The following is a 21097-nucleotide window of genomic DNA, read 5'->3' as shown; positions in this document are numbered from 1 at the left end:
TCATCCTCGTCCGTCGTCGGCTGCTACCTGGTCGAGCAGCCGGTGATAAGCGGGACTGCGGAACTCGGCGACAGCAGCCTCGAAGCGCTCCATCGCCCAATCCCAGAAGTCGAAATCAAGTGCACTGGAGCCGCTTTGGATACAACCCCACAGGGTCCAGCCGTACTTGGCCACGATGCCCTGCAGGTGGGCCCGCGCCGTCATCTGCGGCCGCGGGCGACCGCAGTAGGCGGTGACGAGCTCGTCGAGTTGCTCCAGTGACAGTCCGCACTCGCTCCAGATGTTGCCCAGCTCGAAACACGGGTCGTTGTTGCCCGAGTATTCGTAGTCGATCAGATGGATGTGGTCACCGTCTTCGATGAAGTTGCCGGCCAGCAGATCGTTGTTGCAGGGCACCAGCGGGCTGTCACCACCGGCGAGCGCCCGCCGCGCCTCGGCGAACGCGTCGGCGTGAGCGTGGTACTCGGCCGGGATCGGGAACCCATGCCTCGCACAGGTCGCGAGGTAGGCCGGCTGGCGTTCGAACATGTCGAACCGGTTCACGAAACGCGGGCCCTCATGCAGCGCACGCACCGCGCGCGCGGACTTAGCGAGCACGCCCGGGCGACCAAAGTCGCTGTTGCACAGCGTCTTACCTTCGAGGTATCCGAGGAGCAGCACCCCGAGATCCGGCCGGTAGTCCAGCACCGGCGCCCCCACCCCGGCGCGGTGCGCTGCGACGCTGTTGGCGTGCTCGCAGTCCCGGTCGATCTCGAGCAGGTTGCGGGTGGTGTCCACACAGCGCGCGACGTAGATCCCGTCGGCCGTGGTGATCTTCACGTTGCGGTTGGTCAGACCACCGGAGAGGTCTTCGAGCGTCCGCGCCCGCCCGGCCAACACCGGGAGCTGTTCGAGCAGCTCGTCCAGGTGATCGTCCGACAGCGGTGACGACATCGCTTCACTCTACGGTGCATCGCCTCAAAGGTCTAGACTTAACCCGCCTCAGGCTCAGCGCGCGACCTGACCCGGATCGTGGTGCGGTCCGAGCGGTGGTAGTCACGCGAGTGCTCCACGGCAATGCCGTTGTCCGCGAACGACGTTCGCACGATGAGCAACAGCGGGCTGGCCGGGTCGACGCCGAGGATCGCGGCCTGCTCCGGGGTGGCCGACGTCGCCTCGATCCGCTCGTCTGCCGACGACGGCCCATGGCCATAGCGGCGCATCAGCGCATACAGCGAGCCGTCCAGATCGTGCTCCGGCAAGTCCGGAAAGACCGAGGCGGGCAGATAGGCCTCTTCGTAGACGATCGGCTCGCCGTCGGCCGTGCGCGCTCGCAGGATCTGGTGCACCTGATCGGCTCGGCGCAGTCCCAGCGCCCGACTCACGTCGGGCTGCGGCGCACCCGTGTGCACGCCGAGCACCTGGGCACCGGGCTCGACCTCGATGCGACGCATCTGCTCGGTGAACCCGGGCAGGCTCGCGTGGTCGAATTCGATTCTGGGCGATGTGACGAAGTTGCCGCCGAAGCGGCCACGGCGGCGATCGATCAACCCCTTGCTCTCGACGGCACCGAGCGCCTGCCGCAACGTCATCCGACTACACCCCAGCGCCGTGGCGATCTCCACCTCCGGCGGAAGCTTGTCCCCCGGCATCAGCCGTCCGGACGCGATGAGCCCCTGCAGCCAGGCGGCGATGCGCGCGTGCACCGGCCCGTCGCTCTTGCCGCCGAGGACCGGGCCCGGCGCCAGCGGCGGCTCGTCGATGCTCAGGACCCGCGTCACCCGTGTCGGGCTCCGATCCAGTGCAGCAGGTCGTGGACGGTGTCGTCGTCGAGGCGGTATCGCACCGACCTGCCGACCCGCTCGTTGCTCACCCACCCCTGTTGGCGCAGCACCCGCAACGCCTGCGACACCGCGTTCTCCGAGCGGCCGAGTGCGGCGGCCAGATCGCTCACGACGATTCCCGGCGAACGGTGCAGGCACAGGAGGATCTCGAGGCGGTGCGGATCGGAGACCAGGTCGAAGCGCTGCGCCCAGCCCGCCGTGTCGACCTCGGCCAGCGCCGATGACGCACGTTCGACGAGCTCGGCATCCTCCACACGTGCAATCTAGCGTCCGGACCACCGCGGGTGGCCGACATCCGCGCCGTCAGCGCTTCGTCGCGGTGACGAGGAGGTACTCCGCGTCGTAGGCGGTGCTGCCGGTGTCGTCGCTGCGATTCCACACGGTGAGGAACTCCAGGAAGTCACGGTCGAGGGCTTCGACGCGCTCGGGGTGCTCGCTGGTGAAGCGGTAGGCGGCGATGGTCGGACCGTAGTTGCGTTTCCAGTACTCCCTGAACTCCAGCGGCGAGGCACAGTGATCCATCCGCACGCTGCGCCGCCGCATCGACAGATCGGCGACACGTTCGCCGAACAGCTCGCGGACGTGGTCTTCACTGCCCCACAGGGGCGGCGGGCTGGCCCCGGGCGGGGGCGGCGGTGCGTACGGTTTCACCGTCGCGAACAGGTGTCCGATGAACCCCCCCGGTGTCCAGCTGATCAGACCGATCCTGCCTCCGGGTCGGGCCACCCGGATCAGTTCGTCGGCGGTGGCCTGGTGGTGTGGCGCGAACATCGCACCGACACAGGACATCACGATGTCGAAGCTGTCGTCGGCGAACGGGAGCGCCTCGGCGTCGGCTTCCACCCACTCGAGCGTCACCCCGCGCTCACCGGCGAGCCGTCGCCCCTCGTCGAAGAGCTCCGGGGTGAGGTCGCTGGCGGTGACGACGGCGCCTGTCGCAGCCGCAGGGATCGCGGCGTTGCCGGAGCCGGCGGCGACGTCGAGCACCCGGTCGCCGGCGGCCACGCCGCAGGCCGCGACGAGCTCGGGACCCAGGCTCGGGATGATCTCGGCGGCGACGGCGGGATAGTCGCCGGAGGCCCACAGCGCGCGGTGCCGGGCCTTGAGTGCCCGATCTTCTGCCGCCCGATGTTCTGTATCGCTGACCATGAGCGCTACCTCCGCACAGCGATGATCCCACTCCCCGCCGTGACCGACGAGCGTTTTCGCGCCCCTGGGTTCAGTCCAGGAAGCCGTGCAGCAGGGCCGCCGAACCCCACACGTGCGCCGCCATCGTCTGCGCGGCGGTGTCGACGTCACCGGCCAGGATCGCCGCGACGATCGCCTCGTGCTGCTCGTCGGAGTGTGCGATGTTGCGGCCCAGCAGCGGGATGCAGTCGAGCAGCTCGTTGAGCCGCATCCTGTTCTGCGCCACCAGCGGTACCAGCGACGGCACCCCGGCCGCCTCGGCGATCGCCAGATGCAGCCGGGAGTCCAGGCGCCGGTAGTCGGCGGGATCAGCGCCGCGCACATCGATCAGCCTGCTGCGCAACGCCTCCCGCTGGGCGGCGTCCAGCGTGCGCTCGGCGGCCATGCGTGCCGCCCCCACTTCGAGGATCTCGCGCAGCCGCAGCGCGTCGTCGATGTCGGCACGGCGCAGTTCGACGTCGGCGGTCCGCGGTGCGGGCAACTCGTCAGCGAGGAAAGTGCCACCGTAGCGGCCGCGTCGCGACACCAGATATCCCGCCTCGGCAAGGGATTTGATCGCCTCCCGCACCGTGTCGCGGCTGACGCCGAGTCGGGTGGCGAGCTCCCGTTCCGGCGGCAGCGACTCCCCCGGCGCCAGCACACCCAACCGGATCGTCTGCAGCAGCCGCTCGACCGTGTTCTCGAACGCGTTGAGCGGCCGCACCGGGCGCAGCAGTGCCGCACCCGGGTCGGAGTCCTCAGAAGGGTGGGGGCCGGCCGTCATCGCGTGTCCCGAGCGGCGTCTTACAGCGGTGTGACGTAGTGGCCGCTGATACCACCGTCGACGAGGAACGACGACGCGGTGATGAACGAGGCGTCGTCACTGGCCAGGAACGCCACCGCGGCGGCGAGTTCCTCCGGCTCGGCGAAGCGGCCGACGGGCACGTGCACCAGACGGCGCGCCGCACGCTCCGGGTCCTTGGCGAACAACTCCTGCAGCAGCGGGGTGTTCACCGGGCCGGGGCACAGCGCGTTCACGCGGATCCCCTGCCGGGCGTATTGCACGCCGAGCTCGCGCGACATCGCCAACACCCCACCCTTGGACGCGGTGTAGGAGATCTGCGAGGTCGCCGACCCCATCACCGCGACGAACGACGCGGTGTTGATGATCGAGCCCTTCTGCGCCGGAACCATGTGCCGCAGTGCGGCTTTGCAGCAGAAGAACACCGACTTGAGGTTGATGTCCTGCACCCGCTGCCACGCGTCGATGCCGGTGTTCTCGATGAGGTCGTCCTCGGGCGGGCTGATCCCGGCGTTGTTGAACGCGATGTCGACCCCGCCGTGCACCTCGAACGCCGTGTCGAACAGCTTGTCGACCGCCACCTGGTCGGAGACGTCGACCTGCACAAAGGTGACGTTCATGTCGCCCGCGACGCTGCGGCCGGTGTCCTCGTCGAGGTCGCCGATGACCACGATGGCCCCCTCGGCCTGCATGCGCTTGGCCGTCGCCAGACCGATGCCGCTGGCACCGCCGGTGATCACGGCGACCTTGCCCGCCAGACGCTGGGTGAGATCCATCAGTTTCCTTCCTCAACAGCTATGAAGACGTTCTTCGTCTCGGTGAACGACAGGGGGGCGTCCGGGCCCAGCTCACGACCCAACCCGGACTGTTTGAAGCCGCCGAACGGCGTGGTGTAACGCACCGACGAGTGCGAGTTGACCGACAGGTTGCCCGATTCCACGGCCCGGGACATCCTCAGCGCCCGCGACAGGTTGTCGGTCCAGATCGACCCGGACAACCCGTAGGGTGTGTCGTTGGCCAGTGCGATCGCGTCCGCCTCGTCGTCGAACGGCAGCACCGTCACCACCGGGCCGAAGATCTCCTCGGTGACCGTGCGATCGTCGGGCGCGGGGGTGAGAACCGTTGGCGGGAACCAGTACCCGGGGCCCGACGGCGCCTCGCCGCGAAAGGCCACGGGGGCGTCGTCCGGTACGTAGCCGGCGACCGATTCCCAGTGCGGCTTGGACACCAGCGGCCCCATCTCGGTGCCCTCGGCCCGGGGATCGCCCACGACGACACCCTTGACGGCAGGCTCGAACAGCTCCATGAAGCGGTCGAAAACACTGCGCTGCACCAGGATTCGGCTGCGCGCACAGCAGTCCTGACCGGAGTTGTCGAAAACGCCGTACGGCGCCGTCGCCGCCGCCTTCTCGAGATCACAGTCGTCGAACACGATGTTCGCGCTCTTGCCGCCCAATTCCAGCGTGACGCGCTTGACCTGCCGCGCCGCGCCGGCCATCACGCGCATGCCGACCTCCGTCGAGCCGGTGAACACGATCTTGCGCACATCGGGATGGGTGACGAAGCGTTCTCCGACCACCGAGCCGCGACCGGGCAGCACCTGGAAGAGGTCCGCGGGAAGTCCCGCCTCGACGGCGAGTTCGCCCAGGCGGATCGTGGTCAGCGGTGTCCACTCGGCCGGTTTCACCAGCACCGCGTTGCCGGCGGCCAGCGCGGGGGCGAAACCCCACGACGCGATGGTCATCGGGAAGTTCCACGGCGTGATCACCCCGACCACGCCGAGTGGTTCGTTGAAGGTGACGTCCAACCCGCCGGCCACGGGGATCTGCTTGCCGGACAACCGCTCCGGGCTCGCCGAGTAGTACTGCAGCACGTCGCGGACGTGGCCGGCCTCCCAGCGGGCGTTGCCGATCGGATGCCCGGAGTTGGCGACCTCCAGCTGCGCCAACTCCTCGACATGCGCGTCGACCACAGCGGCGAACGCACGCAGCGCTGCTGCCCGGTCGGCCGGGGCCAGCCGCGCCCACGCCCGCTGCGCGGAGCGGGCCCGGGCCACCGCGTCGTCGACGCCGGCCTCATCGGTGTGGGTGACGGTGCGCAGCACCTCCTCGGTGGCCGGGTTGATCACGTCACTGGTCTGGCTCATACGCTCACTTTCTGGGCTTTCTTGGCTGCGCGTTCTGCGGCGGCGCCGACCAGGCCCGCGAACAGGCGCAGGTCGTCGAGCCGCTCTTCGGGATGCCACTGCACCGCCACCACCCATCGGTCGGGATGCCGGCGAGGGTCCACCTCGATCGCTTCGACCACGCCGTCGGCGTCGGCCGCGCTGACGATCAGGCCGTCGCCGAGCCCGTCGATGGCCTGGTGGTGATAGCACTGCGCGTCGGTGGTGGGACCGACGAGCGCGGCCACCCGGGTGCCGGCCACGGTGGTGATCGTCGAGGTGGAGAACACCGCGTTGCCCTGCTGGTGGCGGGGGTGGCCGACCACATCGGGCAGGTGTTGGTGCAGGGTTCCGCCGAGCGCCACGTTGAGCACCTGCGCGCCGCGGCAGATGCCCAGCACGGGCAGCCCGCGACGCAGGGCCGCACGCAGCAGGGCCAGCTCGAAGACGTCGCGGGTGCGGCTGTCCGCGGTCGGCTCGTCGGTGGCGGGATGCGGGGCGCTGCCGTAGGCCGCCGGATCGACGTCACGCCCGCCGGTGATGATCAGCCCGTCCAGCCCGTCGAGAATCCGGTCGGCGATCGCGTCGTCGACCGGCTGCGGCGGAAGCAGGGTCGAGATGCCGCCGGCCAGCCCGACGCCTTCGAAGTAGATCGCAGGCAGGAAGCTGGCCCGCACATCCCAGACCCCGGTCTGGGCCTGCTGCAGGTAGGTGGTCAGCCCGATCACCGGGCGTGCCCCATCAGAGGCGTTCAAAGCCGCGCACCCTTTCCCAATCGGTCACCGCGGCGTTGAAGGCTTTCAGCTCCACGCGCGCGTAGTTGAGGTAGTGATCCACCACGTCGTCCCCGAACGCCTCGCGGGCGATCGTCGAGTTGTCGAACAATTCGACGGCCTCGGCCAGCGTGGTGGGCAGCCGCTCGGCGCCACTCTTGTAGGCGTTGCCCTCCAGAGCATCCGGCAGCTCGAGTTCGTTCTCGATGCCGTACAGACCGCCGGCGATCAATGCCGAGACCGCGAGGTACTGATTGACATCTCCACCGGGCGCACGGTTCTCCATCCGCATACCGGCGCCGTGGCCCACCACGCGCAGCGCACAGGTGCGGTTGTCGAAACCCCACGCGATCGCCGTCGGCGCGAAACTACCTTCGGCAAAGCGCTTGTAGGAGTTGATGTTCGGCGCGTAGCACAGGCTGAATTCCCGCATCGTGGCGAGCTGGCCGGCGATGAAGCTGCGGAACATCGGCGTCATCCCGTCCGCGGCGTCGGAGTCGGCGAACACCGCACTACCGTCGTCGCCGCGCAGCGAGATGTGGATGTGACAGCTGTTGCCCTCCCGCTCGTCGAACTTCGCCATGAACGTCAGGCTCTTGCCGTGCTGGTCGGCGATCTCCTTGGCGCCGTTGCGGTAGATCGTGTGGTTGTCGCAGGTGGTGCGGGCATGGTCGTAGCGGAACCCGACCTCCTGCTGGCCGAAGTTGCACTCCCCCTTGACGCCCTCGCAGTACATGCCTGCGCCGTCCATCCCGAGCCGGATGTCGCGCAGCAGCGGCTCCATCCGCGTCGAGGCGAGCATCGCGTAATCGATGTTGTAATCGGTCGCGGGGGTGAGGCCCTTGTATCCGGCGGCCCAGGCGTCGCGATAGGTGTCGTCGAACACGATGAACTCGAGTTCGGTTGCGGCATAGGGCACCAGACCACGCTCGGCGAGGCGGTCGATCTGGCGGTTGAGGATGCTGCGCGGCGCCTGGGTGACCGGCCGGCCGTCCGTCCAGGACAGATCCGCCATCACCAGCGCCGTACCCGGCTGCCACGGAATCAGGCGCAGCGTCGCGAAATCGGGCGTCATCACCATGTCGCCGTAGCCGGTCTCCCAGCTCGAGATCGCGTAGCCGTCGACGGTGTTGTTGTCGACATCGACGGCCAGCAGGTAGTTGCAGCATTCGGCACCGTGCTCGGCGACGTCGTCGGCGAACAACCGCGCCGAGATCCGCTTGCCGGTCAACCGGCCCTGCATGTCGCAGAACGCGACGATCACGGTGTCGATGTCCCCGGCCTCGACCAGCGCGTCCAGCTCGTCTCGCGACAACATGCCTCGTGTCCCCATCGGTGTCCCCATCCTCGTCACCCTGCGTCGACCCTCGTGCCCGTCGCGCGCTTCTCGCGCCCGAACACACTCGCACAAAACTGCCTTCAAAGGTAGGACACCAGACCAATAGCGGTTTATTGTCATGCTCTGCGCCTGCGCCGCCGCCGACGCGCACCTGTCCCCCTATACAGGAGGTCCCCGTGCCCGAGGGTCACGAACTGCTCGACGACGACGAAAAGCACCTCGCCTCGCTGGGATACACCCAAGAACTCCACCGATCGTGGTCGGCGTTCTCCAACTTCGCGATCTCGTTCTCGATCATCTCGATCCTGGCGGGCTGTTTCACCTCGTTCGGCCTGGGCTGGAACAACGGCGGCCCGGCGGCCATCGCCTGGGGCTGGCCGATCATCGCGGTCTTCATCCTGATCATCGGGCTCTGCATGTCCGAGCTGGTGTCGGCGTTCCCCACCTCGGGTGGGATCTACTGGTGGGCAGCCAAACTCGGCGGCCCCAAGGCCGGTTTCTACACCGGCTGGCTCAACCTCGTCGGACTCATCGCCATCCTGGCCTCGGTGGCCTACGGCAGCGCCACCTTCCTGGACCTGACGCTGGGCACCTTCAGTGAGAGCTGGCTCGCCGGCTACAGCCTCACCCGGACCTTCGTGATGTTCATCGTGATCCTGGTCGTCGTCGCGCTGATCAACATCTTCTCGTCGCACCTGTTGGCCGTCATCAACAACATCTCGGTGTGGTGGCACGTCATCGGCGCCCTCGCCGTCGTCGGCATCCTGTGGATCATCCCCGAGCAGCACGCCAGCCTCTCCACCGTGTTCGCCACCACCGTCAACAACACTGGCTGGTTCGGCGGCTCGACCTCCGGGTTCGGCTTCCTCCTCTTCGTGCTGCCGATGTCGGCGATCCTGACGCAGTACACGATCACCGGGTACGACGCGTCCGCGCACCTGTCCGAGGAGACCAAGAGCGCGGCCGACGGAGCTGCGAAAGGCATCTGGCGCTCGATCTTCTACTCGGCGATCGGCGGCTGGATCCTGCTGCTGACGTTCCTGTTCGCGGTCCAGGACGTCGACGGCGTGACCGCCGGCGGTGGCGCCGTGGCGACGATCTTCAGCCAGGCGATGGACTCCAAGTGGGTGGCGATCGTGCTGCTGATCTCGACGGCCGGGCAGCTGTTCTGCACCACCGCCTGCCAGACCAGCGCCTCCCGCATGCTCTTCGCCTTCAGCCGCGACCGGGCCGTGCCGGGTCATCAACTGTGGTCGAAGGTCAACGGCAATCGAGTGCCCGCCAACGCGGTGATGCTCACGGCGACCATCGCGGCGATCATCACCCTGCCCGCACTGGTCGAGGTCGACATCAACGGCGCCGCGGTGCCGGTCGCGTTCTTCGCCGTCGTTTCGATCGGCGTCGTCGGCCTGTACCTGTGCTTCGCGGTGCCGATCTACTACCGCTGGAAGGCCGGGGATTCCTTCCCGCTCGGCAGGTGGAACCTGCGCGGACACCACAAGTGGATGGCCCCCGTGGCGATCCTCGAAATCGTGATCACCTCGATCATCGCCATGTTCCCCACCTCGATCAGCGGCGCGCCGTGGGACCCGAGCTTCGAGTGGAAGTTCGTCAACTACACCCCGCTGCTCGTCGGCGGCGTGCTCATCCTGCTCTACATCTACTGGCACGCCTCGGTGAAGAAGTGGTTCACCGGGCCCATCAAGCAGGTCGACGAGTCCGGCGGCGAGCTGGAGAACGTCGGCTGACCGCACCTGTGACACGGATCTCGATCTTGATCGGCGAAAACGCGTTTGCCGTCCTGACCCGGGGGTAAACGTCGACATCGTCGCGCGTCGAAGCGCGGATGCAAACTGATCGAGGAACGCCGACACGGAGTAGGGTCGAACACGTGTGTGGAGCCACCGGCGAGGTACGCCTCGACGGAACCAGCCCAGATGTCCGCGCCGTCACCGCGATGGCCGAGGTCATGGTCCCCCGGGGCCCCGACGCCGCCGGCGTCTGGGCGCAGGGTCGTGTGGCACTCGGCCACCGGCGACTGAAGATCATCGACCTCACCGAGGCCGGCGCGCAGCCGATGGTCGACGCCGAGCTGGGCCTGTCGATCGCCTGGAACGGCTGCATCTACAACTACGAGGATCTCCGCGACCAGCTCTCGGGCCACGGTTACCGGTTCTTCTCCCACAGTGACACCGAGGTCCTGATCAAGGCCTACCACCACTGGGGTGACCGGTTCGTCGACCATCTGAAGGGCATGTTCGCGTTCGCGATCACCGAACGCGACAGCGGGCGGGTGCTGCTCGGCCGCGACCGGCTGGGCATCAAGCCGCTGTATCTGTCGGAGACGGCCAACCGGATCCGGTTCGCGTCGTCTCTGCCTGCGCTGCTGGCCGGTGGCGATATCGACACCCGCATCGACCCGATCGCGCTGCACCACTACATGACCTTCCACTCGGTGGTGCCCTCCCCCCGCACCATCCTGCGCGGCGTCACCAAGCTCCCGCCGGCCTCGCTGCTGGCGATCGAGCCCGACGGCACCCGCACCACGACGACGTACTGGGAGCCCGATTTCACCCGCCGCGCCGAGCGCGCCGACTGGTCCGACAAGGACTGGGAGGACGCGGTTCTCGATTCGCTGCGCGCCGCCGTGAAGCGCCGCCTGGTGGCCGACGTGCCGGTCGGCTGCCTACTCTCCGGCGGGGTGGACTCCAGCCTGATCGTCGGGCTGCTCGCCGAGGCCGGTCAGCACGGCCTCGCCACCTTCTCGATCGGCTTCGAATCGGTCAACGGGGTCGCCGGAGACGAGTTCAAGTACAGCGACATCATCGCCGAGCGTTTCGGCACCGACCACCACCAGATCCGCATCGACACCGCGCGCATGCTGCCCGCACTCGACGGCGCGATCGGGGCGATGAGCGAACCGATGGTCAGCCACGATTGTGTGGCGTTCTATCTGCTCAGCCAGGAAGTGGCCAAGCACGTCAAGGTGGTGCAATCCGGGCAGGGCGCCGACGAGGTGTTCGCCGGCTACCACTGGTATCCCCCGATGGGCGAGCCCGCCGCGGCCTCTCTCGAGGGTTCGGTCGCCAGCTATCGCGGCGCGTTCTTCGACCGGGATCGAGCCGGCTACAGCGACTTGGTGTCGGCGGCCTACCTCGCCGACGACGATCCGAGCGAGCTCTTCGTGACCGAGCACTTCGCACGGGCGGGAGCCGAGGGCGGCGTGGACCGTGCACTCCGTCTGGACACCACCGTGATGTTGGTCGACGATCCGGTCAAGCGGGTCGACAACATGACGATGGCGTGGGGGCTGGAAGGCCGCGTGCCGTTCCTCGACCACGACCTCGTCGAACTGGCCGCGACCTGCCCGCCACACCTCAAGACCGCCCACGAGGGCAAGGGGGTGCTCAAACAGGCTGCCCGGCAAGTGATCCCGGCTGATGTGATCGACCGTCCCAAAGGCTACTTCCCGGTGCCCGCACTGACCCACCTCGAAGGCCCCTACCTCGACCTCGTCCGTGACGCGCTGTACGCGCCCGCGGCCAAGGAGCGCGGCCTGTTCCGCCCCGAGGCGGTCGAACGTCTGCTGTCCGACCCCAACGGCAAGCTCACTCCGCTGCGGGGCAACGAGCTCTGGCAGATCGCCCTGCTCGAACTGTGGCTGCAGAAGCACGGCATCACCGGGTCGGCCGCATGACCAGCGTCGACAAGGCGGACCCGGCCGGCGAGCATTCCGAGGCCATCACGCTGGCCCTCCACGAGGCGTCCCCGCCGGACATGGTCGACGCGATGGCCGACGATGTCGTCCTCGAATTGGGCTGGGGCAGGCTCCTGTTCGGTCAGACGTTCAGCGACCCCGCCCGGCTGGCCGACGTGCTGCGCGCCGAAGCGCACGGTCGGCGCGACATCTGCATCTACGCGCGGGAACCTCACGTGCTGGTGTCGAAGGCCCCCGCGGAGCTGTTCATCGATCCCAGCCACACCTACCGTCTGCGCTTCTCCGACAGCGACGACGACGCGCCTGCGCCCACCGGTTTCCACGTGCGGACATTGGAGAGCCGCGACGACGCCGACGAGATCAACCGGGTGTACGTGCGATGCGGCATGGTGCCCGCCCCCACCGACGTCATCTGGGCCAACCATCAAGACCAGGAGTCGGTCGACTACCTGGTCGCGGTCAGCGACGAGGACGGCACCGTGCTGGGCACCGTCACCGGCGTCGACCACGCCACCCTGTTCGCCGACCCCGAGGACGGGTCGAGCCTGTGGACCTTGGCGGTCGACCCGGCGGCACCACTACCCGGCGTCGGTGCGGCGCTGACCCGCGCACTGGGGGCGCTGTACCGCTCGCGCGGGCGGGCGTACATGGATCTGTCGGTCACTCACGACAACACCGCGGCGATCGCTCTCTACGAGAAGCTCGGCTTCGCCCGCGTGCCGGTGATGGCCGTCAAGCGCAAGAACGCGATCAACGAGCCGCTGTTCACCCATCCGCCGGAAACCGTCGACGATCTCAACCCCTACGCGCGCATCCTCGCTGATGAGGCGATGCGGCGCGGCATCTGGGTGGAGGTGCTCGACGCCGAGGCCGGGGAGATGCGGCTGTCCCACGGTGGGCGAAGTGTCGTCACCCGAGAGTCGTTGTCGGAGTACACCTCTGCGGTGGCGATGAGTCGTTGCGACGACAAACGGCTGACCCGCCGCATCGTCTCCGAGGCCGGCATCGCCGTGCCGAAGGGCCGGCTCGCGACGTTCGACGCCGCCGACCACGAGTTCCTGGCCGAGGTCGGCGATGTGGTGGTCAAGCCGACGCGCGGCGAGCAGGGCAAGGGCATCACCGTGGGCGTCGACGGCGACGACGAGCTCGACGCTGCACTGGCTCGCGCGCGCGAACAGCATCCCGAGGTGCTGATCGAGCAGCGCGCCGAGGGTGATGACCTGCGGCTGGTGGTCATCGACAAGAAGGTCGTCGCCGCGGCGCTGCGGTTGCCCGCCGAGGTGACGGGCACCGGCAAGCACACCATCCGGGAACTGATCGAGACGCAGAGCCGGAGGCGAGCTGCCGCGACCGGGGGCGAGTCGAGGATCCCGATGGACGTCGTCACCGAGACGACGGTTCGGGAGGCCGGCTACTCGTTCGACGATGTGCTCGACGAAGGCGAGCGGCTGCGGGTGCGGCGTACCGCGAATCTGCATCAGGGCGGCACCATCCACGACGTCACCGCGACCGTGCACCCGGAGTTGTGCCGGGTCGCCGTGACCTCGGCCGAGGCGATCGGCATCCCCGTCACCGGCATCGATCTGCTCGTGCCCGATGTCACCCGGCCCGACTACGTGTTCATCGAAGCCAACGAGCGACCCGGGCTGGCCAACCACGAGCCGCAGCCCACCGCAGCAGCTTTCATCGACTTCCTGTTTCCCAACCAGCCGGGCCTGCCGCAGGCGTGGACGCCCGACGAAGTGGAGCGTTAGACCGCTCGGCTCACCAACCGCCCACCCAGCCGTCGAAGACGGCGTCGGGTTCGTTCTCGGGATGTTCGGACCGGCCGACTAGGAAGTCGAAGTCGCAGCCGCGGTCGGCCTGCAGCACACGGTCGACGTACATCGCCGCGTAACCGCGGTGGTGCCGCACCGGTGGTGTCTGGTCCAGTGCCGCGCGACGTTCGGCCAGTTCGGCGTCGGTCAACTCGACGTTCAGCACGCCTGCGTGAGCGTCCAGGGAGATGAGGTCGCCGTCGCGCACCAGCCCCAGCGGACCGCCCGCCGCCGACTCCGGGCTGATGTGGAGCACGCAGGTGCCGTAAGCGGTTCCACTCATCCGCGCATCGGAGATCCGCACCATGTCCGTCACCCCCTGGCGGAGCAGCTTGCTCGGGATCGGTAGCTGGCCCCATTCGGGCATGCCCGGTGCGCCGCGCGGCCCAGCGCTGCGCAGCACCAGCACGGAGTCGGCGGTGACGTCCAGGTCGGGATCGTCGAAGCGGGCCAACAGGTCCCGCATGTTCTCGAACACCACGGCCGGACCCTGGTGGACCAGCAGATCGGGGCTCGCGGCAGCGCATTTGATGACCGCACCGTTCGGGGCGAGGTTGCCGCGTACCACGGCGAGGCCCTGGGGCGGCTGGAAGGGCCGGTCCAGTGAGGTGATCACCGCGGTGTCGGCGACCGGCTGTGCGGGCAGGTTGTCGGCGACGGTCTTGCCCGTGACGGTCAGTGCATCGGTGTGCAGCAACGATTCCAGCGACTTCATCACCGCGGGGATACCGCCTGCGTGGAACACGTGTTCCACGAGGTGCTCCCCGGCCGGTCGCACGTTCACCAACAGCGGTGTGCGGGCGGACAACTCGTGGAATCGGTCGAGGGTCAAGGGCACTCCGGCGCGCCCGGCGATGGCGAGCAGGTGCACGATCGCGTTGGTCGAGCCACCGACCGCCAGCATCAGCGTGATGGCGTTGTCGAAGGCGTCGGCGGTGAGCACGTGCGACGGTCGCACCCCCTCGGCGGCCAAACCGACCGCGCGGGCGCCCACCTCCTCCGCGACCTGCATGCGCCGCGAGTCCATCGCGGGCACCGCCGCAGCGCCTGGCAGAGTCATGCCGAGCCCTTCGACGATGGTGGCCATCGTCGATGCCGTGCCCATCTCCGGGCAGTGGCCTCGCGACGGACCGGCGGCCGCCTCCAGACGCTCGTAGTCCGTCATCGACATGCGTCCGGCCCGGACGTCGTCGATGTACTCCCACAGATCGGTGCCCACGCCGAGCTGCTTGCCACGGAACACCGCGGGTGCGGCGGGCCCGCCGGTCAGCACGATGGCCGGCACGTCCGCACTCGCCGCGCCCATCAGCTGTGCGGGCACCGTCTTGTCACACCCGCCCAGCAGCACCACCGCGTCGAAGGGGTACGCGCGGATCGACTCCTCGACGTCCATCGCCATCAGGTTCCGGAACAGCATCGTCGTCGGCTTCATCAACTGTTCGCCGAGTGACATCGTCGGGAATTCGAGGGGGAAGCCGCCCGCCGCCAGCACTCCACGCCGCACTGAATCGGCGAGACCGCGAAAGTGCATGTTGCAGTTCACGACTTCGGACCACGAATTGCAGATCCCGACGATCGGCCTGCCTTCGAATGCCATCCGGGAGAACCCTGATGCCCGCATGGCGGACCGGTGGACGAAGCCCGGGACGTTCTGCCCGGCGAACCATTTGGCGCTGCGCAGAGTCATCGGACGCGTGCGGCGTACGCGGTGATCTTGCGCAGGGCGGGTTGACGCGCGGCCCGATAACCCACCCAGCGGCCCGGTCGCGTGGACATCAACGTGCCCACCATCCGCTGCTGCCAGGGCACCCGGGCGGCGCTGACCGGGGCCCGGCCCGCGGCTACCGGAACCCCCGCGGCGTCGGCGAGCGCCACCTTCGCGGCGTTGTGGCCGTTGGCGCCCATCACCCCGCCGCCGGGGTGCGTGCCGGAGCCGCACAGATAGTAATTGCGCACCGGTGTCCGGTAATTCGCGAGCTCTGGCAGCGGTCGGGCACCGAACAACTGGTCGAGCATCATCGATCCGTGGAAGATGTTGCCGTCGGTGATCAAGTACTCGTTGTCGAGGTCGTCGGGGGTGATGATCACCCGGTCCAGGATGTGCTCGCGCAGGTTCGGCGCATAGGTGAACAGATCCTCCAGCACGAGGTCGGCCCACTTCTCCTTCTCCGCAGCCCAGGTGGTGCCGGTGAGCTCCGACGGGAGCTGCTGGATGCCGAGCGTCATGGTGTGCAGTCCCCGCGGCGCCAGCGAATCGTCGGTCACCGACTGGGTGACGGCCTCGATGACGAAGGTGCTCGGGAAGGTGCCGCGCCGTTGCGCCTCGTAGGCTTCCTCGAACGCCTCGCGGCTGGGACCGAGCAGTTGATGCCCGTGGTGCTGCGGACCCTCGGAGGCGTCGGCGAACGGAAGATACTGCGGCAGTTCGTCGATCAGCAGGTGGATTCGGGCCATCGAGCCGCGTGTGTCGATGTTCTCCACGTCTCGCACCAGTCGCGCCGGCAACACGCCGCGTTCGAGAAGCGTCAGCAACGAGCGTTTCGGGTCGGCGTTCGAGAACACCTGCGCTGCGGTCACAATCGAGCCGTCGGCCAACCGCACTCCAGTGGCCACCCCACGTTCGACGATGACGGTGTCGACCGGAGCCGAGGTCCGGATCTTCGCTCCGTGAGCGCGTGCCCCCGCCGCGAGCGCCTCGCTGATCGCCCCCATGCCGCCACGCGCGAGGCCGAACTGCCCGAAGTTGCCGTTGAACTCACCCCACGAGTGGTGCCCGTAGGTGTAGGCGGTGCCGGGTGTCGACGGTCCGCCGAAGATGGACACCATCCCGAAGAACGTCAGCATGCTCTTGAGTCGCTCGTCCTCGAAGTAGCGGTCGAGCAGATCCCGTACCGACAGCAGGGTGAACTCGTCGAACAGCGTCTGCTCCCCCGCAGCCTCGAACGCGGCGAACACTTCGGAGCGCTCGGGTGGGGGCTGGAGCAGATAGGGCGTCACCAGTCCGGCGAACCGCTGCAGCCGCACCCCGAAGTCGAGGAACGCCTGGGCGTCCTTCTTGTTGATCTTCTCGAGTTCGCGAAGGGTCCGGTCGGTCTCCTTCCACATCGTGAAGGACGTGCCATCGCGGAACAGGCTGTACGACAGCGCATCTCCCTGATACAGGTCCAGACCGTACTTCGCCAGTTCCAGTTCGGCGATGATCTCGGGCCGCAGCAGGCCGGCGATGAACGCGCACGACGACCATTTCGAGCCCGGGATCAATTCCTCGGTGACGCAGGCACCGCCGACCACCTCGCGGGCTTCGAGGACCAGGACGCGCTTGCCTGCGCGGGCCAGGTAGTTGGCGGTGACCAGTCCGTTGTGGCCGGCGCCGATGATCACGGCGTTGTAGTCCGGCCCGGTGTTGTCGGGCATGTCAGATCTCCTGGGGTAGTGCGGAAGGACGGGTGAGAATGGTGGTGACGCTGTCGGGGTCGACGAGCTCGCCGAACCGCGCCAACACGGGTTCGAGTTCGGGCGCTTGGGCGAGAAGCTGTTGCCACCCCGGCCATGACGTCACTGTCATGACCTCGATGACGTCGGCCCCGCCGGGCCCGGGATCGTCGACGAAGAAGACGTCGAACGAGAGCACCACGTCGAAGGCGAGGCAGACCGGCCGGTCGAGTTCGGCGGAGAACCGCTCGAACTCGGCCAGCGCCACCCCGGGCCGCAGCCGGAACATATTGATCGCGCTGACCGCCATGTCAGGCGCTTTCGCGATTGATCATCACGTGCTTGATCTCGGTGTACTCCTCGAGTGCGTAGACCGACATGTCCTTGCCGTTACCGGACTGCTTGAATCCGCCGTGCGGCATCTCCGGCGTCACCGGCAGGTGGTCGTTGACCCACACCGTGCCGAACTGCAGCTCGCTCGAGGCCGTCATGGCTCGACCGATGTCCTGGGTGAACACCGAAGCGGCCAGGCCGTATTCGGTGTCGTTGGCCCAGGCCACGACGTTGTCGCTGTCGCCGAACCGGGTCACCGAGGTGACCGGACCGAACACCTCGTTACGCACGATCTCGTCACCCTGGCGCGCCCCGACGACCACCGTGGGCGCGGTGTAGAAGCCGGTGCCGGGGTTGTCGCCCTGGATCAGCTCGGTGTGGCCGCTCTGCTTCGCGCGCTCGACGAAGCCCTCGACGCGGTCCCGGTGCTCCGCGGTGATCACCGGTCCCATCGCGGTGTTCTCGTCGGCGATGTCGCCGAGATCCAAAGCCTTTACCGCTTTTTCGAGTCCGGAGACCAGTTCATCGTGTACCGAGTCGTGCACGTAGACCCGCGACGCCGCCATGCAGTCCTGTCCGGAGTTGCAGAACGCCCCTTCCATGATCTTGGCCACCGTCAGCGGGATGTCGGCATCGGGGTACACCAGCACCGGCGCCTTTCCGCCGAGTTCGAGGTGTAGCCGTTTGAGGTTGGTGTCCGCCGAGGCGCGCATCAGTGCCCGGCCGGTGTCGACGGACCCGGTCAGTGACGACATCCGCACCAGCGGGTGGGCGACCAGTCGCGCGCCGACATCCTCGCCGTCCCCGGTGACGACATTGAACACCCCGGCCGGGAACAGATCGGCGGCCAGCTCGGCCAGGCGCAGCACGGAGAAGGGCGTGTGCTCAGAAGGTTTGAGCACCAACGTGTTCCCCGTCAGCAGCGCCGGCGAGATCTTCCAGATCGCCATCAGCAGCGGGTAGTTCCACGGCGCGACCGAGCCGACGACGCCGAGCGGATCCCGCCGGATGATGCTGGTCTTGCCCGGCACGAACTCCCCCGCCGCGCGGCCCTCCATCGTCCGGGCGGCCCCGGCGAAGAATCGCAGGTGATCAGGGATCATCTCCATTTCTTCCAAGGCCAACCCGATCGGCTTGCCGACATTGCGCGACTCGATCTCGGCGAGTGTGCGGGCGTCTTCTTCGATGCGGTCGGCGAGCTTGAGGAAGGCTCTGGCACGTTCGCCTGCCGGCGTACGTGCCCAGTTTCCGAACGCCGCGTGGGCGGCGGCCACTGCGCGGTCGACGTCGTCGACGGTTCCGTGGGCGATCTCGGCGAACGCCTCGCCGGTGGCGGGTGCGGGCACCTGATCGACCGCGCCGCTCGACGACGGGGCCCACTCTCCGTCGATGAACATCGTGTTGTGAAAAGTCATGTCGTACTCCAATTCTCGGGAAGCGAACAAAGGATTCAGTTGTCAGCGGCGCCGGCGTTGGCGGCTGTGGTCAGCAGGGAACGCACCGCGTCCTTGGACATCGGCTGAGCGGCGATGGACATGTGCACCATCACGCCTTCGATGACCACGTCGAGCAGCCGTGCGGTGGCCCGGTCGTAGTGCTGGGACAGGGCGTCTTCTGCACGCTCCATCCATCGCTGGGTGATGCGTTTGTTGTCGGACCGTCGCACCGCGTCGCCGTAGAGCTCGTAGGTGACCGCGAGTTCGTTCGGATTGGCGGCCAGGTCGTCGGTGACTGCCGAGACGATGCACTCGATGAGGTCGTCGCCCGCATCACATGAGGCGAGTCGATCTTCGAAGCGCGTCGCGAGCTTCTCGACGTGTACCGAAAAGGCCTGGTTGACGATGTCGTCGAGGGTGGCGAAGTGGTAGGTGATGGAGCCGAGCGGGACGTCGGCGGCCTCGCCGATGGCACGGTGGGTGATACCGGCGACCCCGTCACGGGCCAGGACTGCCAACGCCGCCTCCACGATGCGTTCCTTTCTGTCGGGGTCGTGTCGGCGCGCGCGCCGGGTACCGGGAGCCATCTGCTCGCCCTTCCGTAAAGAACAGCCGTACGTATCGATAAGGACAAACGTACCTATCAATGCCCAGCCGCGCGCGCCTTCTTCGAAGATCGACCTACATCGCCTCAGGGGCGGGTTCGTCCAATTCACGTTCGTTGAGCGCTTTTCCGACGAGCTCGTATTTCTCCGGTGCGACGAACCGCAGGTAGGCGCCGTAGGCCATCCCGGCGAACAGCGCGACAAACACCAGCGAGACCATGACCGCCGCCACCACGCCCTGCACACCCAGCAGGATGTCGAGGCTGTTCAACGTCAAGACGAAGAAAGCACTCAGCCCGATGACCGCCAGGATCGGCGCGATCACGGTGTTCCACCGCCGCTTGTCGACATCGGATCTCCGGAAGAACACGAAGATCGCCACGCCGGCGACGAGCTGGGAGAAGATCACTCCGATGGTGCCGATGCCCGTGGCCCAGGTGAACAGGGTGGCGAACGGGTCGAGGCCGGCGACGGCGAACGCGATGATGACGATGCCGACCATCACGCTCTGGACGATCGACGCGACCCACGGCGTCTGACGGCGCGGCAGCGTCCAGCCCAGAGGCTTCCACACCAGGCCCTGGCGGCCCAGCGAGAACAGGTATCGCGAGACGTTGTTGTGGAAGGTCACGATCGCCGCGAACGTCGCGGTGACGATGAGGACCTGGAACAGCACCGAGATGTTGTGGCCGATGATGGTGTCGCTGGCCGCGAAGATGAAGTTGCCGCCGGTGTCCGTGGCGATCGAGACCACCTTGTCCAGGCCCAGCGCATTCATGATGAGCCAGCCGGAGATCGCGTAGAGGGTGCCCATGAACGCGATCGACAGATAGGTGGCCCGGGGAATCGTGCGCGCGGGGTCGCGCGCCTCCTCGCCGTAGATGGCCGACCCCTCGAAGCCGATGAACGAGGCGTGGGCGAACATCAACGCCACCCCGAGCGCGCCGCCGAACACGACGCTGGGCGCGAACGGCTCCAAGGAGAACTGCGAGACCGGCTCGTTGCCGCCGAACAGGCTGAACACGCTCAGCACGGTGATCATCGTGACCTCGAGGGTCATGAACACGCCGAGCACCTTGGCGCCGGAGTGCACCCCTTGCACTCCCAGTCCGAGACACGCGAGCAGTCCCACGAACGCGTACATCCACCATGGGATCGCCACGCCCAAAAGAGGATTGAGCAGCTCACTCGCGTAGTATCCGAAACCCCCGTACAGGCCGGCCTGGATGGCGTTGTAGGCGAAGATGGCCAGCGACGCCGAACCCAGCCCGGTGATCCGGCCCAAACCCAGCGTGACGTAGGCATAGAACGCCCCGGCATTGGTGACGTGACGGCTCATCGCCACGTATCCGACAGCGAAGATCATCAGCACGATTGCCGCGATCACGAACGCACCGGGCATGCCGACCCCGTTGCCTGCCCCGATGATGATCGGGTAGAGCGCGACGACGACAGTCAGCGGCGATGCGGCGGCGATGATGTAGAAGAAGATGCTCGGCACCCCGAGGCTGTTCTGCTTGAGCCCGTGGTTGAGGCGTCGGTTGCCGGCCGCGTGGGCGGCTGCCGAGTTGGCGGGCCGGCGCAAGCCGAGCCGCCGCGGGGGTGGAGTGAGTGTGGGAAGTTTTTCCATGGTGTTCCGTCTCTCGTGATTCACGATGTCTGAAGAGGGCACGACGTGTCCAGGCGCC

The 21097-nt window shown here is 67.6% G+C and carries 18 protein-coding genes; 3 read left to right on the top strand and 15 right to left on the bottom strand.

Annotated elements, in window-relative coordinates; all coding sequences use genetic code 11:
* The 9 genes from ACZ50N_RS09710 to ACZ50N_RS09670 form a co-directional block, all read right to left on the bottom strand.
* On the bottom strand, positions 1-933 hold the full coding sequence (locus tag ACZ50N_RS09710) for a phosphotransferase (RefSeq protein ID WP_464468381.1): 933 nt from the start codon (positions 931-933) through the stop codon (positions 1-3).
* Positions 934-971: 38 nt separating this feature from the next.
* Positions 972-1760, bottom strand: a complete 789-nt coding sequence (locus ACZ50N_RS09705; RefSeq protein ID WP_133413206.1) for a GntR family transcriptional regulator — start codon at positions 1758-1760, stop codon at positions 972-974.
* Positions 1757-2077, bottom strand: a complete 321-nt coding sequence (locus ACZ50N_RS09700) for an ArsR/SmtB family transcription factor (protein ID WP_464475237.1) — start codon at positions 2075-2077, stop codon at positions 1757-1759. Before ACZ50N_RS09700 ends, ACZ50N_RS09705 begins: the two co-directional genes overlap by 4 nt.
* Positions 2078-2126: 49 nt before the next feature.
* Positions 2127-2972, bottom strand: a complete 846-nt coding sequence (locus ACZ50N_RS09695) for a class I SAM-dependent methyltransferase (RefSeq protein WP_464475236.1) — start codon at positions 2970-2972, stop codon at positions 2127-2129.
* A gap of 70 nt (positions 2973-3042) precedes the next feature.
* Positions 3043-3774 (bottom strand): FadR/GntR family transcriptional regulator, encoded by a 732-nt coding sequence (locus ACZ50N_RS09690; RefSeq protein ID WP_046366816.1) that lies wholly within the window; start codon positions 3772-3774, stop codon positions 3043-3045.
* 20 nt (positions 3775-3794) lie between these two features.
* Positions 3795-4571 carry a 3-oxoacyl-ACP reductase gene (locus ACZ50N_RS09685; protein ID WP_172835711.1) on the bottom strand — a complete coding sequence of 259 codons (777 nt, stop codon included), beginning with the start codon at positions 4569-4571 and terminating at the stop codon, positions 3795-3797.
* Positions 4568-5938: an aldehyde dehydrogenase family protein gene (locus tag ACZ50N_RS09680; RefSeq protein ID WP_464475235.1), complete on the bottom strand. Its 1371-nt coding sequence runs from the start codon at positions 5936-5938 to the stop codon at positions 4568-4570. Before ACZ50N_RS09680 ends, ACZ50N_RS09685 begins: the two co-directional genes overlap by 4 nt.
* Positions 5935-6711 carry a gamma-glutamyl-gamma-aminobutyrate hydrolase family protein gene (locus ACZ50N_RS09675; protein ID WP_201778428.1) on the bottom strand — a complete coding sequence of 259 codons (777 nt, stop codon included), beginning with the start codon at positions 6709-6711 and terminating at the stop codon, positions 5935-5937. The genes ACZ50N_RS09680 and ACZ50N_RS09675 overlap by 4 nt, the downstream gene beginning before the upstream one ends.
* Positions 6698-8062, bottom strand: a complete 1365-nt coding sequence (locus ACZ50N_RS09670; RefSeq protein ID WP_046364926.1) for a glutamine synthetase family protein — start codon at positions 8060-8062, stop codon at positions 6698-6700. The genes ACZ50N_RS09675 and ACZ50N_RS09670 overlap by 14 nt, the downstream gene beginning before the upstream one ends.
* Before the next feature lie 182 nt (positions 8063-8244).
* Between ACZ50N_RS09670 and ACZ50N_RS09665 the strand changes: the two genes are divergently transcribed.
* The 3 genes from ACZ50N_RS09665 (at position 8245) to ngg (ending at position 13540) form a co-directional block, all read left to right on the top strand.
* Positions 8245-9816: an amino acid permease gene (locus tag ACZ50N_RS09665; protein WP_464475234.1), complete on the top strand. Its 1572-nt coding sequence runs from the start codon at positions 8245-8247 to the stop codon at positions 9814-9816.
* A 143-nt stretch (positions 9817-9959) separates the two neighbouring features.
* The gene (locus tag ACZ50N_RS09660) at positions 9960-11765 is read left to right on the top strand and encodes an N-acetylglutaminylglutamine amidotransferase (protein ID WP_048425349.1); all 1806 of its coding nucleotides are present in this window, start codon (positions 9960-9962) and stop codon (positions 11763-11765) included.
* Complete coding sequence (gene ngg, locus ACZ50N_RS09655; RefSeq protein ID WP_048425417.1) at positions 11762-13540, top strand: N-acetylglutaminylglutamine synthetase; 1779 nt, start codon at positions 11762-11764, stop codon at positions 13538-13540. The genes ACZ50N_RS09660 and ngg overlap by 4 nt, the downstream gene beginning before the upstream one ends.
* Positions 13541-13550: 10 nt before the next feature.
* Here the strand turns inward: ngg and ACZ50N_RS09650 are convergent, their stop codons facing one another.
* From ACZ50N_RS09650 to ACZ50N_RS09625, 6 genes are all read right to left on the bottom strand, one after another.
* Positions 13551-15290, bottom strand: a complete 1740-nt coding sequence (locus ACZ50N_RS09650; protein ID WP_464475233.1) for a dihydroxy-acid dehydratase — start codon at positions 15288-15290, stop codon at positions 13551-13553.
* Positions 15287-17017 (bottom strand): phytoene desaturase family protein, encoded by a 1731-nt coding sequence (locus tag ACZ50N_RS09645; protein WP_464475232.1) that lies wholly within the window; start codon positions 17015-17017, stop codon positions 15287-15289. The genes ACZ50N_RS09650 and ACZ50N_RS09645 overlap by 4 nt, the downstream gene beginning before the upstream one ends.
* Before the next feature lies 1 nt (position 17018).
* Positions 17019-17345 (bottom strand): RedY/HapK family protein, encoded by a 327-nt coding sequence (locus ACZ50N_RS09640; protein ID WP_464475231.1) that lies wholly within the window; start codon positions 17343-17345, stop codon positions 17019-17021.
* A 1-nt stretch (position 17346) separates the two neighbouring features.
* Positions 17347-18783, bottom strand: coding sequence for an aminobutyraldehyde dehydrogenase (locus ACZ50N_RS09635; RefSeq protein WP_464475230.1), 1437 nt, complete (start codon positions 18781-18783; stop codon positions 17347-17349).
* 35 nt (positions 18784-18818) lie between these two features.
* The gene (locus ACZ50N_RS09630; protein ID WP_464468389.1) at positions 18819-19391 is read right to left on the bottom strand and encodes a TetR/AcrR family transcriptional regulator; all 573 of its coding nucleotides are present in this window, start codon (positions 19389-19391) and stop codon (positions 18819-18821) included.
* Between the two features lie 94 nt (positions 19392-19485).
* Positions 19486-21039 (bottom strand): APC family permease, encoded by a 1554-nt coding sequence (locus ACZ50N_RS09625; RefSeq protein WP_464475229.1) that lies wholly within the window; start codon positions 21037-21039, stop codon positions 19486-19488.
* Between the last annotated feature and the right edge of the window lie 58 nt (positions 21040-21097).

It is taken from the genome of Mycolicibacterium obuense, assembly GCF_055397605.1.
Note: the sequence above shows the minus strand (reverse complement) of the source record. Positions and strands in the feature narration are given on the sequence as shown.

Coding starts and splice junctions, on each gene's coding strand:
- ACZ50N_RS09645 (WP_464475232.1), bottom strand. CDS start 17,017: ATGCCCGACAACACCGGGCCGGACTACAACGCCGTGATCATCGGCGCC.
- ngg (WP_048425417.1), top strand. CDS start 11,762: ATGACCAGCGTCGACAAGGCGGACCCGGCCGGCGAGCATTCCGAGGCC.
- ACZ50N_RS09690 (WP_046366816.1), bottom strand. CDS start 3,774: ATGACGGCCGGCCCCCACCCTTCTGAGGACTCCGACCCGGGTGCGGCA.
- ACZ50N_RS09625 (WP_464475229.1), bottom strand. CDS start 21,039: ATGGAAAAACTTCCCACACTCACTCCACCCCCGCGGCGGCTCGGCTTG.
- ACZ50N_RS09640 (WP_464475231.1), bottom strand. CDS start 17,345: ATGGCGGTCAGCGCGATCAATATGTTCCGGCTGCGGCCCGGGGTGGCG.
- ACZ50N_RS09670 (WP_046364926.1), bottom strand. CDS start 8,062: ATGGGGACACGAGGCATGTTGTCGCGAGACGAGCTGGACGCGCTGGTC.
- ACZ50N_RS09710 (WP_464468381.1), bottom strand. CDS start 933: ATGTCGTCACCGCTGTCGGACGATCACCTGGACGAGCTGCTCGAACAG.
- ACZ50N_RS09630 (WP_464468389.1), bottom strand. CDS start 19,391: ATGGCTCCCGGTACCCGGCGCGCGCGCCGACACGACCCCGACAGAAAG.
- ACZ50N_RS09635 (WP_464475230.1), bottom strand. CDS start 18,783: ATGACTTTTCACAACACGATGTTCATCGACGGAGAGTGGGCCCCGTCG.
- ACZ50N_RS09695 (WP_464475236.1), bottom strand. CDS start 2,972: ATGGTCAGCGATACAGAACATCGGGCGGCAGAAGATCGGGCACTCAAG.
- ACZ50N_RS09680 (WP_464475235.1), bottom strand. CDS start 5,938: ATGAGCCAGACCAGTGACGTGATCAACCCGGCCACCGAGGAGGTGCTG.
- ACZ50N_RS09650 (WP_464475233.1), bottom strand. CDS start 15,290: ATGACTCTGCGCAGCGCCAAATGGTTCGCCGGGCAGAACGTCCCGGGC.